At 44.7% G+C, this 13,142-nt stretch carries 13 protein-coding genes; 9 read left to right on the top strand and 4 right to left on the bottom strand.

Annotated elements, in window-relative coordinates:
- Positions 1–42: 42 nt before the first annotated feature.
- The gene (locus tag A3L04_RS09650) at positions 43–1,185 is read right to left on the bottom strand and encodes a formate--phosphoribosylaminoimidazolecarboxamide ligase family protein (RefSeq protein ID WP_068577597.1); all 1,143 of its coding nucleotides are present in this window, start codon (positions 1,183–1,185) and stop codon (positions 43–45) included.
- A 9-nt stretch (positions 1,186–1,194) separates the two neighbouring features.
- Complete coding sequence (gene purD / locus A3L04_RS09645; protein ID WP_068577595.1) at positions 1,195–2,511, bottom strand: phosphoribosylamine--glycine ligase; 1,317 nt, start codon at positions 2,509–2,511, stop codon at positions 1,195–1,197.
- Between the two features lie 172 nt (positions 2,512–2,683).
- On the opposite strand from purD, the gene A3L04_RS09640 reads away from it, so the two are divergent.
- The 4 genes from A3L04_RS09640 to purE are packed head-to-tail and all read left to right on the top strand — an operon-like array spanning position 2,684 to position 5,812.
- Positions 2,684–3,346, top strand: a complete 663-nt coding sequence (locus A3L04_RS09640; protein WP_068577592.1) for a hypothetical protein — start codon at positions 2,684–2,686, stop codon at positions 3,344–3,346.
- Positions 3,347–3,351: 5 nt separating this feature from the next.
- Complete coding sequence (locus tag A3L04_RS09635) at positions 3,352–4,116, top strand: hypothetical protein (RefSeq protein WP_068579542.1); 765 nt, start codon at positions 3,352–3,354, stop codon at positions 4,114–4,116.
- 57 nt (positions 4,117–4,173) lie between these two features.
- Positions 4,174–5,304 (top strand): 5-(carboxyamino)imidazole ribonucleotide synthase, encoded by a 1,131-nt coding sequence (locus A3L04_RS09630; RefSeq protein WP_231963746.1) that lies wholly within the window; start codon positions 4,174–4,176, stop codon positions 5,302–5,304.
- Positions 5,294–5,812, top strand: coding sequence for a 5-(carboxyamino)imidazole ribonucleotide mutase (purE, locus tag A3L04_RS09625; protein WP_068577590.1), 519 nt, complete (start codon positions 5,294–5,296; stop codon positions 5,810–5,812). The genes A3L04_RS09630 and purE overlap by 11 nt, the downstream gene beginning before the upstream one ends.
- 196 nt (positions 5,813–6,008) lie before the next feature.
- On the opposite strand, the gene purT is transcribed toward purE, so the two are convergent.
- Positions 6,009–7,298, bottom strand: a complete 1,290-nt coding sequence (gene purT, locus A3L04_RS09620) for a phosphoribosylglycinamide formyltransferase 2 (protein ID WP_068577589.1) — start codon at positions 7,296–7,298, stop codon at positions 6,009–6,011.
- Positions 7,299–7,513: 215 nt separating this feature from the next.
- Here purT and A3L04_RS09615 point away from each other — a divergent pair, with 215 nt between their 5' ends.
- From A3L04_RS09615 to A3L04_RS09595, 5 genes are all read left to right on the top strand, one after another.
- Complete coding sequence (locus A3L04_RS09615) at positions 7,514–7,918, top strand: hypothetical protein (protein ID WP_157092422.1); 405 nt, start codon at positions 7,514–7,516, stop codon at positions 7,916–7,918.
- A 205-nt stretch (positions 7,919–8,123) separates the two neighbouring features.
- Positions 8,124–8,363 carry a PIN domain-containing protein gene (locus tag A3L04_RS09610; RefSeq protein WP_084448875.1) on the top strand — a complete coding sequence of 80 codons (240 nt, stop codon included), beginning with the start codon at positions 8,124–8,126 and terminating at the stop codon, positions 8,361–8,363.
- 404 nt (positions 8,364–8,767) lie between these two features.
- Positions 8,768–10,153, top strand: a complete 1,386-nt coding sequence (locus A3L04_RS09605; RefSeq protein ID WP_068577585.1) for an ATP-binding protein — start codon at positions 8,768–8,770, stop codon at positions 10,151–10,153.
- Positions 10,154–10,577: 424 nt separating this feature from the next.
- Positions 10,578–11,579: a phosphoribosylformylglycinamidine cyclo-ligase gene (purM, locus tag A3L04_RS09600; protein WP_068577583.1), complete on the top strand. Its 1,002-nt coding sequence runs from the start codon at positions 10,578–10,580 to the stop codon at positions 11,577–11,579.
- Positions 11,580–11,611: 32 nt separating this feature from the next.
- Complete coding sequence (locus A3L04_RS09595; RefSeq protein ID WP_068577581.1) at positions 11,612–12,613, top strand: DUF1616 domain-containing protein; 1,002 nt, start codon at positions 11,612–11,614, stop codon at positions 12,611–12,613.
- Positions 12,614–12,711: 98 nt separating this feature from the next.
- Here A3L04_RS09595 and A3L04_RS09590 read toward each other — a convergent pair whose 3' ends face one another.
- Complete coding sequence (locus tag A3L04_RS09590; RefSeq protein WP_068577580.1) at positions 12,712–12,933, bottom strand: hypothetical protein; 222 nt, start codon at positions 12,931–12,933, stop codon at positions 12,712–12,714.
- Positions 12,934–13,142 lie beyond the last annotated feature (209 nt).

Raw genomic sequence — 13,142 nt, 5'->3', positions numbered from 1 at the left:
ACCCCCACGAGAAATTAAGATAGAAGAGTGGGATAAAAACGTTTAGGTAACTATCTTGTCAAGCTCGTCCAGCTCTATTGCCCTCTTTATCTCCAATGCAACCCTTCTTCCAGTGCTCATTGGCTTCCTCCACAGTGAATTCCCATATGGATGGCCCATGGCCATGTGTATGTTTGTTCCTCCACCGGTTCTCGGTGCGACATCATAGATGTAGAAGTTCAAGTCTTTGTCAACTGCCGTTTGAAGTGTAAAAGGTCCAATTATCCCTGGGGGATAGTACTTCTTAGTAGCCTCTACGTACTTCTCTGCCATCTTGAACACCTTCTCCAGCAGGCTCTCCCTTAAGGTCGAGGATGCATGCCCACAAACGGTGTATTCTGGCTCAAACTGCCATTCAGGTAAAGTCAACTGCTGGGCAGCTGGTAACCTTACGTGGCCGTCCAAGCTAGTTTCGAACCTCCAGTCTATTCCCAGCAGCTCTATCTCCTCGTCTATTGGTGAGTAGAAGAAGTCAAAGTTGAAGACCGGTCCGATTATGTACCTCTCTATTCTCGCCTTCTCCAGATCTTCCTTGGTGATAACGCCAAGTTTCATTAATTTCTCACTTTTTTCCTTGAACTCCTTGTAGCTTGCCGCGGTAAAGAACCCCCTCTCAAGTCTCTTCTTTGCGTGAGGCAACTTGACTATTACAAGGCCAACTTCATCTATCTCTTCAGGCCTTACCTCCTCAGGATAGGGGAGACCCGCCTTTTCAAGTAGCCAGTAGTAGCTTTTCTCTTCGCTCCTTTCTTCCGTCCTCAACAGAGATCTAGTTCCGAACATTGGCACTAGAAATTCATTTTCCACCTTGTCTATCCCAGTATACACCACAAAGGATCTGTTTGGAACGAATATAACATTTCTCTTCCTTAGTTCCTCCTGAATATCCACTATCTGAGCGAACTTATCAAGGACTATCACTTCGTCGATGAACCCCTTAACTAACCCGTCGCGAGTCTTTCTAAGCTTGAAGTACTTCGCGTACGTGAGATGTCTACCTTTCTGGGCGACAACCAAACTGGGGAGACCTTCTTCCTTTGCTCCATCTGCTATATCCAGTGCTGAGTGACTCCCAATGACTCCAACGGTTATCTTATCCTTATCGTATTTCTCCAAAACCTCAAGAATCTGCTCCCTGCTTATCATAATACCACCTCAGCAGGAATTTGGCTCAAATTCCTTACCCAAATCTCTCATTATCTTAATTCTTTTCTCTATACTCTCTCTTGTTCCAACGTCCCTCCTGTAAAAGATAGGCCCTTTTACATACTTTATAGCTCTCTCTGCAATACTTTCTGCTTCTTCAACTGTATCTGCAATTCCAACAACTGCCAACGCTCTCGAGCCCAGGAGGACGTAGTTTTCATCAATTGAGGCAAATATCAGCTTCGCCCCTTCTTTTTCTATACTTTCTTCATCGATATCAATTTTTACCCCCTTGACAGGATTGACAGGGTAACCCTGGGGCGCTATGTACTTGACGACTGTAGCCTTGTTTGCAAACTTCGCACTCTTTAGGTTTCCATTGACTATCCCCTGGGCTATCTCGACTAGGTTATCTTCTAGAATAGCGAGGACGTTTATTGCCTCTGGATCTCCAAACCTTGCGTTGTACTCTATTATTACAGGTCCCTCTTTTGAAAGCATAAATTGACCGTAGAGAATTCCCTTGTATGGATATCCTTCTTTTCTCATAGCATCTACAGTCTTTTGAAGGGTTTCTAGGGCCTTTTTCCAGTCCTCCTTTGTGACAAAAGGTAGCAGATGGTTCGGGCATGAGTATGAGCCCATTCCTCCTGTTATCGGCCCCTCATCGTTCTCATAAGCATGGGGATAATCTTGGGCCAGAGGCATCGGGTAAATCTTCTCCCCATCGCTGAAGACCTGAAATGTGAACTCAACTCCGTCTGTTCTCTCTTCTATCAAAACTTTCCCATCCTTCTTTATCAGTTGCTCGGCGTAGGCTTTTGCTTCTTCGTTATCTTTGAGCTGATAACCAACTACCTTAACTCCCTTCCCGCCTGTAAGGCCTAGAGGTTTGACTACCACTGGCTTTCCATACTCGTCTATCCACGCCTTCATCTCTTCTATGTCATCAAACACTCTAAACAGTTTCCTCCCAGGGATCTTGTTCCTCTCCATGAATTCTCTTGCCCAAGCTTTGTTGGTTTCAAGCCTTGCTGCCTCCTTTGTTGGCCCTACCGTTGGAATACCCTCCTCTTCAAGGACATTTACTATTCCAGCTTCAAGTGGGGCCTCTGGTCCTATGAATGCCAACTCAACCCTCCACCTCTTTGCGAACTCTACGACCTTGTTCACATCGGTCTCCTTAGCGAGCCTGTAATCTCTAGCTATTTTAGCGAGCCCAGGATTCTTGTGTTTTGATATAACATATAATTCTGCCCCGCCCTTAACGAGGGCCTCTCCAATTGCGTGTTCCCTTCCCCCACCACCAACTAGCAGAACCTTCATTAATTTCACCATTTTTGCGTCAAAACATTCCGCTATTAATGGTTTTCGTTGTCGTATTTATGCTAATAATATTACTATCATGAAACAACTTCCAGTTATGTCATAGAAGAGTAAATACCTACACAAAATCCATTTATATTCTCCTGGTGTAAAATAAAGACAGGTGAGCTCTATGCCTAGAATAGATGAGATTCTTAGCTTAGTACCGAAAAATGGAGTTTTAACGATCATACAGAGAGATTTAGAAGCTGGTGGTGACAGATATGCATTGTTACTACTTAAGAAGCTTTTAGAGAGTGGCGCGCAGGCAATATTATTTCTGTATGAACCGTTTAACGTGTTCCTTAGGAACATGGAGAATCTTGGCGCTGACGTACGTAATTACCTTGGTAAAAACTTAGTTGTTTTTGATGTCTTTGGAAGCGTGCACAAGATAGAGAGAAAAGAAAAGAGCATCTATACAATATCCGGCTATGTCGAAGATGCAATTTTCGTTAGCAAGGTTAAGGAATGGGGAAAAGAGCTTGCCAATAACTGGAACATTGAATATCAGAAACTCTGGATAATGAGCTATTTAACATCTGGAGCTTGCAAGTTGTTCCATAATCCGCTGTATACTCATAAGATGGTTTGGTTTATGAAGGAGGAGCTCCTTAAGAATAAAGGAGTTAGAGGTATACTCACATATTCTCCCCTTGAATGTCCTGAGCTAGAAGACGTAATCTACTTTGCATCTGATGTTGTTATAGAAACTAAGGTTATTGGTGGAAAGAAGGTTGGAATAATTTCAAAAGGGCCCTTAGAAAATACCATATTTGAGTTATTTGGAGAGTGATGCCCATGGTATCTTGGGAGATAGATGTTCTCGACAAGGAGGTTGGGGAAATAAAGAAGTACTCGCTTGTCCTACTCCATCAAGAAGACTCTCCTTCAAGGGGAGTTGATCTCCTATTTTATATAATTTCGAAAAAACTAAGGAGTGACTCGCTTGTTGGATATTTTAATATCTCTTATCCCCTGCCCCTTGTCCTTAAAGCTCTTGAAAGGTTCAGCATAAACCCAGTGGAGTATCTTGAATCGTATAAGCTTTCTATTATAGACACCTATGGGAGTTTCCATGGAATAAAGACGAAACTCCCAAGCGTATGGTTCCTTGAGGGGATGCTATCTTCAGAGACGTTGCCAATAAAATATGCCCAAGTAATAGAGGCGCACAAGAAGATATGGGCAGAACGAGGGATGTTTGAGGGTAGGGAAATTTATGGGTTTGCAGTTGCTATTTCTTCATATATGGAACTTTTCAATAGCCCAGAGGAGACCCTCAGATATTTAGAAGTGTCTTCTGAAGTGAGAGCGGTTCATAGGGCTTACAAGAAGTATCCAAGGGGTACTAACTTTTGGTTATGGATAGGAAAGGAGTACGAGGATGTATTCGCTTCAGTATATAGGAGAGCCGACTATGTACTTAGGACAAGAAGTTACTTTACAGAGGAAGGGATAAAGAGGGAGCTTATGGTTCTTAAAACTCCCGATACAGAGCCAAGAATAATGAAATTTGAATACAGCTTCAAGGATGGAAAAGTTAAGATGACAAAGATTTACTAGTTTATGTCAATTTTTTTGAGAAAACTATTTATATTAGGCATTTATATGTTGATATGGATGGCTATGGTGCGGATAGGCATAGTTGGTGGTGGGCAACTAGCTAAAATGATGGCTCAAGAGGCAAGAAAACTTGGCTTTGAAGTTGCTGTTCTGGATCCTCAAGAAAAATGCCCAGCCTGTGGGTTGGCTGACTACAAGATAACGGCGAGCTTTATGGATGGGGATAAAATAAGGGAGTTGGCTGAGATTTCTGATGTATTAACTTATGATATTGAGCATGTAAACGTTAAAGTTCTCAAAGAATTAGAGGAGGAGGGATACCCCGTTTATCCTTCTCCCCGAATATTGGAGGTAATTCAGGATAAGCTCGTACAAATGGAGGTCATGAGGAAGGCTAGAATTCCAGTTCCAAAGTTCGTCAGGGCAGATAGAGAGGAGCTAAAAGAAAAGGCTAGGGAGTTTGGATTTCCTCTAGTTCAGAAGACTAGAAAGGGAGGGTATGATGGAAAGGGAGTAATGGTCATCAAGACTGAAGAGGAACTTGACAAGCTCCTTCCTGCTGATTCAATGCTTCAGGAGTTTGTGAACATAGAAAAAGAGATCGCAGTTATGGTTGCAAGAGATCAATACGGAAACGTTGAAGTTTACCCCGTCGTAGAAATGGTGTTCAATGAAGCTAACATCCTTGACTTCTTGGTTGTTCCTGCAAGGATTCCAGAGGATAAGGCAGAGGAGGCTCAGGAGATAGCAATGAGGGTTGTTAAGGCTTTAGATGGAGTTGGAATTTTTGGAATTGAGATGTTCCTTGATAAGGATGGTAGGATTCTCCTTAATGAGATAGCCCCAAGACCTCACAACTCCGGCCACTATACAATAGAGGCTTGCATGACGAGCCAGTTTGAGCAACATGTAAGGGCCATAACTGGACTTCCGTTAGGCAGTTCTGAGCTTTTAGTTCCTGCCGTGATGTTTAACCTCCTTGGTGAAGGCTATGGGAAACCTAAGGTAGTTGGATTAAAAGAGGCTTTAAGCTATCCTGGGGTTTATGTGCATGTCTACGGCAAGCCTGTAGTAAGGCCTCTAAGGAAAATGGGGCACGTTACCGTTGTGAATAAAGACTTGGAAAAGGCCTTAGAGATAGCTCACAAGGTTAAAGGAATTATTAAGGTGGTTGGAAATGGCTCCTAAAGTTGGGATTATTATGGGTAGCGACTCCGATTTGCCCGTGATGAAGGAGGCGGCTAAGGTTCTTGAGGAGTTCGGTGTTGAGTATGAGATAACGATAGTCTCCGCCCACAGAACTCCAGAGAGAATGTACGAGTATGCAAAGAAAGCGAGGGAGAGGGGAATTGAGGTTATAATTGCGGGTGCAGGAGGAGCAGCTCACCTTCCCGGAATGACTGCTTCTATTACCACACTTCCCGTGATTGGAGTCCCTGTGAAGAGTAGAGCATTAAACGGCTTGGATTCTCTATTGTCGATAGTTCAAATGCCCACGGGAGTTCCTGTAGCCACAGTGGCAATAAACAATGCAAAAAATGCCGCTCTACTTGCCCTAAGGATACTCTCTATAAAGTATCCCGAGATAGCCGAGAAGCTCGAGAAGTACAAGGAGGAAATGAGAAAAACCGTAGAGGGCAAAGCTAAGAAACTCGAGGAAGTTGGATGGGAGAAATACCTTGAAGAATCACAGTGACTTTTCTTTTCTCCTTCTCCGGGTTCTTCTTTTTCTTATAGTGGTAAACCAGTCTCGCTCTGAAAGATTTCATTGGGAACACCTCACTCTCATCATACTGCCAATGATAATAGTTCACAGAAATAGAATTACAATAATTTATTAACTTTTCGATTTCTATAACACAAAGGAATAACACCTAGGATAAAAATGTGAATCAGAGAAGATGTTTCCTCTTCTCGTAATCCTGGGAGTGCCAGTCTGAAGACCTAGTCCTTAATTCAATCATGTGGGCAACCATTTCTGCCCTCTTTTTGGCCTCCTGAACGTCTTTATCCCAGGCAAGAACGACACCAAGCCTTCTCCCAGGATACGCCTCGGGCTTACCGAAGAGCCTAACTGTAGCGTTTGGAACGCTCAGTGCCTTGGCCAGTCCTCTGAACCTCGGGGAGTAACCGCTAACCTTGGCCTTTATCACGTGGGTCGCGGCGGGAGTTAGCATTGGGAACAGCCTATAACCGTCAACCCACTCCCCAGGAATTGGGAGGCCGAGAACTGCCCTTAAGTGGAGGGCGAACTCCGAGAATCCTGGGGGATGAGATGCTAGGGTGACTAATCCAGTATCGTGAGGCCTTGGGGAAACTTCATTGGCCCAGACCTTGTCACCTTTAACGAACATCTCCACACCGAAGAGGCCCACGCCACCCAACACATCAGTAATCCTTTTCGCTATTCTGTACACCTCCCTCTCAGCCTTCTCGCTTATCTCTGCTGGCTGCCAGCTTGCATGATAATCACCGTCGATCTGATAGTGGCCTACTGGCTTAGGGAAAGTCGTGACGATTTCACCGTTCTCATCGAAGTGCCTCACGGCAAGCTCCGTGATCTCAACATCAAAGTCTATGTGCTCCTCAACTATGATTTTTTCAGCGCTACCCCTAGCTTTGGTTTTGGCCTCCTCCCATGCCTTTGGTATATCTTCAGGTCCCCTAACAAAGTACGAACCCTTACCGGAGGAGCTCATTATTGCCTTGGTGTGGCAGGGGTAACCTATCTTTTCACAGGCCTCATAGAGCTCATCCAATGTTGTGGCATACATGTACCTCGAAGTTGGAACTTTTGCCTCCTTAACCAAGGTTTCCCTAAGCCTCTCTCTGTGCATGGCAATCCAAGTTGCTTTAGCGTTTGGAACCACAAAGTAGCCATCTTTCTCGAACTCGAATAATGCGTCTAGGTTTATCGCCTCGATCTCTGGAATTATTGCATCGGGCTTCTCCCTCTCAACGACACTCCACAGGAAGTCCTTATCCTTCATGTTGCCAACGTAGCTCCTATGGGCGACTTGCATGGCGGGAGCGTTGGCGTACCTGTCGACGGCTATAACCTCAACCCCCAAGCGTTGGGCTTCAATAGCTATCTCCTTCCCAAGCTCACCACTACCCAGCAGAAGTATCTTCTGGGCTGAATCAGTTGTTGCGGTTCCAAGCTCATCCCTAAGCTTGATCATAGAACCACCTCCTATTGACGTATATTTGTTAAAGAATTGGACATATTTAAGCATTGTTTGACATATTTTTGTTAATTAGATTGCTCTATCTAGTGGTAAAGTAAAATTTAGAGTTGGCTTCATGGAGGATGAGTTAAGGTACAAACTGGTCTATGAGAGGGCGGTTAAAGCTAGAACTGGGGAAGAATTTCATTTTTGGGGTGCACTCAAGGTCTATGGGTGATGCTGACTTACTGTCCTCGACCGCCCGGGATTTGATAGAGGGGAATATAACGGTCGAGGACGTCAAGAAGGTCTACGATCCAAGCGTTTTTGAGAATTTTGAAAGGCTAAAAGAGGAAGTAAATAGGATAGAAACAACGGGAATATGCTGGAACTGGACAAAGGAAGGATTTCACGGGGTTAACGAGGACACCGAGGAGTGTTCGGTCGGGATCGTGAGGAAGATGAGGAATGAAGTTGCCAGGGACAACAAGTACTGTCAGACCTGCCCGTACTACATCTCCAAGGAGATCCTCTTGGAGCTGCTGAATTGCATAGAAAATAGAAAGTGCGGAAAGCTGGAAGGGCTCGTTCTGAAGAGGCACGAGTTCCTGTACTCAAGGGATTTCCTCTATTAATAATACTAATCACACTTAGTACTAATCATGATTAGTCAATTTGTAGACAGGGAGAAAGAGCTCAAAATATTGGAGAGGGAATGGAAAAACACTCCATCATTTGTCGTCATATACGAAAGGAGGAGGATTGGGAAGACGAGATGGCTCGTGGAGTTTTCACGAGATAAGTATGGGGCAAGGAGGTCTTTTGATTTAAGAAAATTTTATCTCCGAAAAGGGTTGCGGGCCCTTCAAAGAGGATCTAAAAGTTATATTTGATAATAGAGGTATTACAATCTTGCCTGACTATCAAGAGGTCAGTGAATGGAGGGAAGTCATGAAAAAGTATAAACTCCTACCTAATAACGCATTAATTGCAATAACTTGCAGGCACTATGGAATAAAGAATATTGCAACATTCGATAAGGATTTTAAACGAGTTAAGTTTCTTAAAGTTGTACCGTAAACATGTCTTTATTGATGACCGTGTATTGTAGCCTTCTGAAATTGCCAGGGCTATTCTAAGGCATCTAGGCGAGTACTTTGCTTTTTGGAACACATAATCTATTGCGACACCATGCGTTCTTCCGCGATACCTACACCACCCATACTCTCTGAGCCATCCAACGACGCAATCAAGGACTTCAATGGCCTCTTCTATTTCTTCTTCTGGACACTTATTCTAACTTCTGCGAAGCCCTCCCTGAGATATTGCATACTCTCGCCAATGCTGAAGCTGTCAATATGAACTATTTCGTGCTCCTCCTATATATGTGGAGGATTTACTAATGAGTTTGTCGGAGACATGGTCTTAGGCCCTACATAAACCCACGTGCAAAAACTTATAAGCAATGATTCCTACTCTAGAGTATGATACTCGTGAGTATGTTCATTGATAGGGAGGAGGAACTTGAGTTCCTCAGGAGGAGATGGAGTTCCGAAAAGCCCGAGCTTATAATTATCTACGGCAGGAGGAGGATTGGGAAAACGTACCTTTTGCAGAGATTTTTATCTGAGGTCGGCGGAGTTTATCTGCTGGCGGAAGAAAGTGAAACGGTTTTGGAAGACTTCTCCGAGAGGCTTGCGGGGTACTTTGACGATCCCCTCCTTAGAGAAAATCCTCTGAGAAGCTGGGGAGCATTCTTCACGTATCTCGCTGGAAAAAGCTCCAAGAGACTTGTTGTGGCAATAGATGAGGTTCAGTACATAGCCAAATCGCAAAAGGACTTTCTCAGCGTTCTCCAGAAGTACTGGGATCTGCATCTCTCGAAGACAAAGATCATGCTAATTCTCTGTGGTTCCCTTGTTTCCTTTATGGAGGGGATCCTTTCAGCAAGATCCCCCATATACGGGAGGAGAACCGGAGCATGGAAGGTTAAGGAGATGGACTTCTTCAACGCCTGGAAATTCCACAGGGTTGATGCCGAAACCGCGGTGCATATATACTCAGTCTTCGGCGGGGTCCCACAATATTTGGCCGACTACAGCCCAGAACTCAGCTTTTGGGACAATCTCAGGGAGCTATTGCTCTCGAAGGGGGCTAAATATTATGATGAGCCAAAGTACCTTCTCAAGCAGGAGCTGAGGGATGTCTCTAGGTACTTCTCAATCCTCAGGGCAATAGCCACAGGTTATACAAGGTTTGGTCAGATTGCGGATAAAGCTAAGATAGACACTAAATCTCTCGCAAAATACCTAAACGTGCTGAGCGAAATGGGCTACATAACTGAAGAAAAGCCCGTTATTGGGAGGGGGAGGGCCCTCTACAAAATTAACGATAATCTCTTTGCCTTCTGGTTCCGCTTTGTTTATCCGTTAAAAAGTGAGATTGAGATGGGGTTAGATGTTGTTGAAGAGGTAAAAGCCGAATTCAACGACTATCTAGGTCAGGTGTTCGAGAAAATAGCCAAACAATTCTTAATTAGGCTTAACTTAGTGGGAGAGCTTCCCTTTAAGTTTACGAGGATTGGAAGGTGGTGGTATAGGGGAGAAGAAATCGATATAGTGGCGATAAACGAGCGTGAGAAGAAGGTTTTATTCGTTGAAGTAAAGTGGAAGGACTTGAATAAAAAGGAAGCTAGGGGAATATTAAGAGACTTAAGGAGAAAGAGCGAACTTATTGAGATGGAGGAATGGGAGAGGTTTTACGGCTTAATTACCAAGGAGGTAAAGGGAAAGGAGAAGCTACAAGAGGATGGGTGGTTGGTGTGGGATTTAGGGGACTTCAGGGGATTGACCAGGGAAGTACAGAGCTGAATTTTGATCAGCAGATGTGATAGAAAGTACAGTAGAAAGATGTTTAACAAGGATTCTTGGAGGAAAGACGATGTACTCATTTTAGTATCTATAGATGCCATTCTCTCGTCCTGTATCTTTGTGATGCAGGCGGTTATCACGGCGATACTTGAGCCCCTCACGGTAGCGAATTCCCCATTGCCTAGAGACACATTGCACTATCGTTAATGGAAACTTAGGCTACCAAACACAAGCATTATACAAAGCTAACTAAAAAACTTACAGGACTAATGGTACAAAACGGAAACAAGCACGGAACCTCCGAGCTAATTTGGGAGTATCTAATTGGCAAGATTGCCATATACTTGTTAAAATAATCAAATTTGTTGGGTTAAAATCAACATAAATTTTTAAAAGTTCTTGCGAAGCTATCACCGGTGGTAGAATGCTGACCTATGCTCAAGCCGGAGTCGATGAAGAAAAAACATCTAGAGCACTTAGGCATATAATAGATGCAGCAAGGAGAACATTTGAGTTTAGGCAGGGAAAAGTGGGGGAGCCGGGAGAGATAGGACACTACGCGGCGTTGCTGGACTTCGGTAGCTTTTACTTAGCGATGACCACAGATGGTGTCGGAACTAAAGTTCTAGTTGCCGAAGCTGTTGGGAAGTTTGATACAATAGGAATAGACATGATAGCCATGAACGTCAACGATATAATCTGCGTTGGTGCGGAGCCTGTAGCGTTAGTAGACTACTTCGCAATAAGAGAGCCCAATGATGAGGTGTTCGAGCAGGTGGCTAAGGGTTTATACAGGGGAGCCGAGGAGGCCGGAATAGCGATAGTGGGAGGGGAAACCGCTGTAATGCCCGACTTAATCAGCGGCTATGACCTGGCAGGGACCGCTATCGGAATAGTTGAAAAGGACAAGGTAATAACGGGAGAGAAGATAAAACCTGGGGATGTTGTGATTGGCATTTCAAGCTCTGGAATTCACTCAAACGGTTTGACCCTTGCCAGGAAACTTCTAATCCCGAAGTACGGCCTTGACTACGAGTACGAGGGAAGGAAGCTTTGGGAGTGGCTACTTGAGCCCACGAGGATCTACGTTAAGCCAGTCCTTGAGCTACTAAAGAGTGTGAAGGTTCACGGTCTGGCCCACATCACGGGTGGGGGATTGTTGAACCTCAAGAGAATCACGAAGTATGGCTTCGAGGTAGAAATGCCCTCCATCACCGGAATCTTCAAGCTAATACACGAGAACGGCGTTCCCCTTGAGGAGATGTTCAGGGTCTTCAACATGGGCGTTGGTTTCATCGTCGTGGTTCCCCATGAGGAAAAGGAGGAAGCACTTGAAGTCCTCAACAGGTACTACGAGAGCTGGGAGCTTGGAGCTGTAACAGAGGATGGGAGGATCGTGGTGAAGAATTACGGTATAGCTTTTTAAGGGAATAGCACTCAAAAAAGCAGGGAATTGCAATGGGCAAACCTAAGGGACTCGCAAGGTACTGGGATTTAATCACAGTGATAGCCCTTTCAATATTATTAGACGCGGTAATATTCTTGACCCCGGAGAGCTTTATTCGGAAAGTCCTGGGCCTAGTTTTTGTTCTGTTTCTCCCAGGGTACGTCTTTATAACTGCACTCTTTCCAGAGAGGAAGGAGCTTGACAATCTAGAGAGGTTAGCCCTAAGTCTAGGCCTTAGCATCGCAATAGTTCCCCTAATTGGTTTGGCCCTCAACTACACCCCCTGGGGGATAAGGCTAACTCCAATTTTAGTTAGCCTGACAATTTTTAACGTGGTCTTTGCGGTGGTGGCAATATACAGGAGGAAGGATGCTTTTGAGCCATGGATACCATGGGTTACTCTGGAGGACATAAAGAGGGAGCTCGAGTGGGACAAAGCTAGCAGGTTGGATAAGGTCTTGACGGTGATCCTGATAATAGCGATAATGGCATCAATCGGAACCCTTGGCTACGTGATAACGCATCCTAAGCCTGGGGAGGCCTTCACGGAATTCTACATCCTGGGGCCTAAGGGGAAGGCTGCAGATTATCCGACGGAGCTCTTCGTCAACGAGACAGGGAGGGTGATAATTGGAATAGTCAACCACGAGCATAGGAACGTAACTTATTACGTGGAGATATGGCTGGTGAACTTAACCTACGACTTCACGACCAACGAGACGATAATCCACGAGATGTACCTCATGGACAGGTTCAACGTCACTCTCCCCTCAATTCCCGTGAACATAGAGGGCAACTGGACGCCCCAGTTTGAAACTAACTACACCTTTAAGATAGACAAGCCCGGAAGGTGGCAGGTTTGGTTTTTGCTGTTCAAGGATAGGGAACCGCCAATTCCTGAGAGTTGCCTTAAGGGAAAGAACTGCTTGGAGGAGAAGTGGAGGATACTTGAGGCAATAAACGGGACAATACAGAGTTTAAAGTTAAACGTTAGAGTTAAACCACTCTCTTAGTTAAGTTGGAGTGCACCACTGTGAGAACGCCATCGTTATGGGACTCGGCTATCTTGGGAACCCTAATCTTCTTTCCTCCCTCTGTTATATGCATCTCCTTAACACTTTCTAATCTCATATATTCTGACTCTGGGATGGCCCATAAGGGAATAACTGCCATCCTTAACTTCTATCCTGCTCCTCGACCGAACTCTCACCTTTATTATGGTAACCGTCTGCTTTGTTCTCCCTTGAACCAGCAGGTAGTATATAAAGAACATTGAAACAGTTAGAGCAATTATTTTTGAGCCGACAACTGGAAGCTCCGTTATTAGTGGCATTTCCTGTCCAATCCTCCCTACCATGAGGATTGACAGGCTAGAGGTTCCTAGTGAAACCGTCAGGGGCAACCATAAATCCGAGAACTTAAGCCGGTCTTTTTGTTGGTTTCAAGGATGTTGATAACGAGGACGAGTAGCATCATCACGCCTCTCGGCCTTGGTCCTGGGAAATCCACTGATGGCTTTCTACCTTTTCTCCCAAGGTACCC

The sequence above is a fragment of the Thermococcus chitonophagus genome, from assembly GCF_002214605.1.
GTDB classification, from domain to species: Archaea; Methanobacteriota_B; Thermococci; order Thermococcales; family Thermococcaceae; genus Pyrococcus; species Pyrococcus chitonophagus.
This window is presented reverse-complemented; position numbering and strand designations above follow the sequence as displayed.

Coding starts and splice junctions, on each gene's coding strand:
- A3L04_RS09650 (WP_068577597.1), bottom strand. CDS start 1,185: ATGATAAGCAGGGAGCAGATTCTTGAGGTTTTGGAGAAATACGATAAG.
- purD (WP_068577595.1), bottom strand. CDS start 2,511: ATGAAGGTTCTGCTAGTTGGTGGTGGGGGAAGGGAACACGCAATTGGA.
- purT (WP_068577589.1), bottom strand. CDS start 7,298: ATGATCAAGCTTAGGGATGAGCTTGGAACCGCAACAACTGATTCAGCC.
- A3L04_RS09595 (WP_068577581.1), top strand. CDS start 11,612: ATGGGCAAACCTAAGGGACTCGCAAGGTACTGGGATTTAATCACAGTG.
- purM (WP_068577583.1), top strand. CDS start 10,578: ATGCTGACCTATGCTCAAGCCGGAGTCGATGAAGAAAAAACATCTAGA.
- A3L04_RS09605 (WP_068577585.1), top strand. CDS start 8,768: ATGATACTCGTGAGTATGTTCATTGATAGGGAGGAGGAACTTGAGTTC.
- A3L04_RS09630 (WP_231963746.1), top strand. CDS start 4,174: ATGGCTATGGTGCGGATAGGCATAGTTGGTGGTGGGCAACTAGCTAAA.
- A3L04_RS09635 (WP_068579542.1), top strand. CDS start 3,352: ATGGTATCTTGGGAGATAGATGTTCTCGACAAGGAGGTTGGGGAAATA.
- A3L04_RS09590 (WP_068577580.1), bottom strand. CDS start 12,933: ATGCCACTAATAACGGAGCTTCCAGTTGTCGGCTCAAAAATAATTGCT.
- A3L04_RS09640 (WP_068577592.1), top strand. CDS start 2,684: ATGCCTAGAATAGATGAGATTCTTAGCTTAGTACCGAAAAATGGAGTT.
- purE (WP_068577590.1), top strand. CDS start 5,294: ATGGCTCCTAAAGTTGGGATTATTATGGGTAGCGACTCCGATTTGCCC.
- A3L04_RS09615 (WP_157092422.1), top strand. CDS start 7,514: ATGGGTGATGCTGACTTACTGTCCTCGACCGCCCGGGATTTGATAGAG.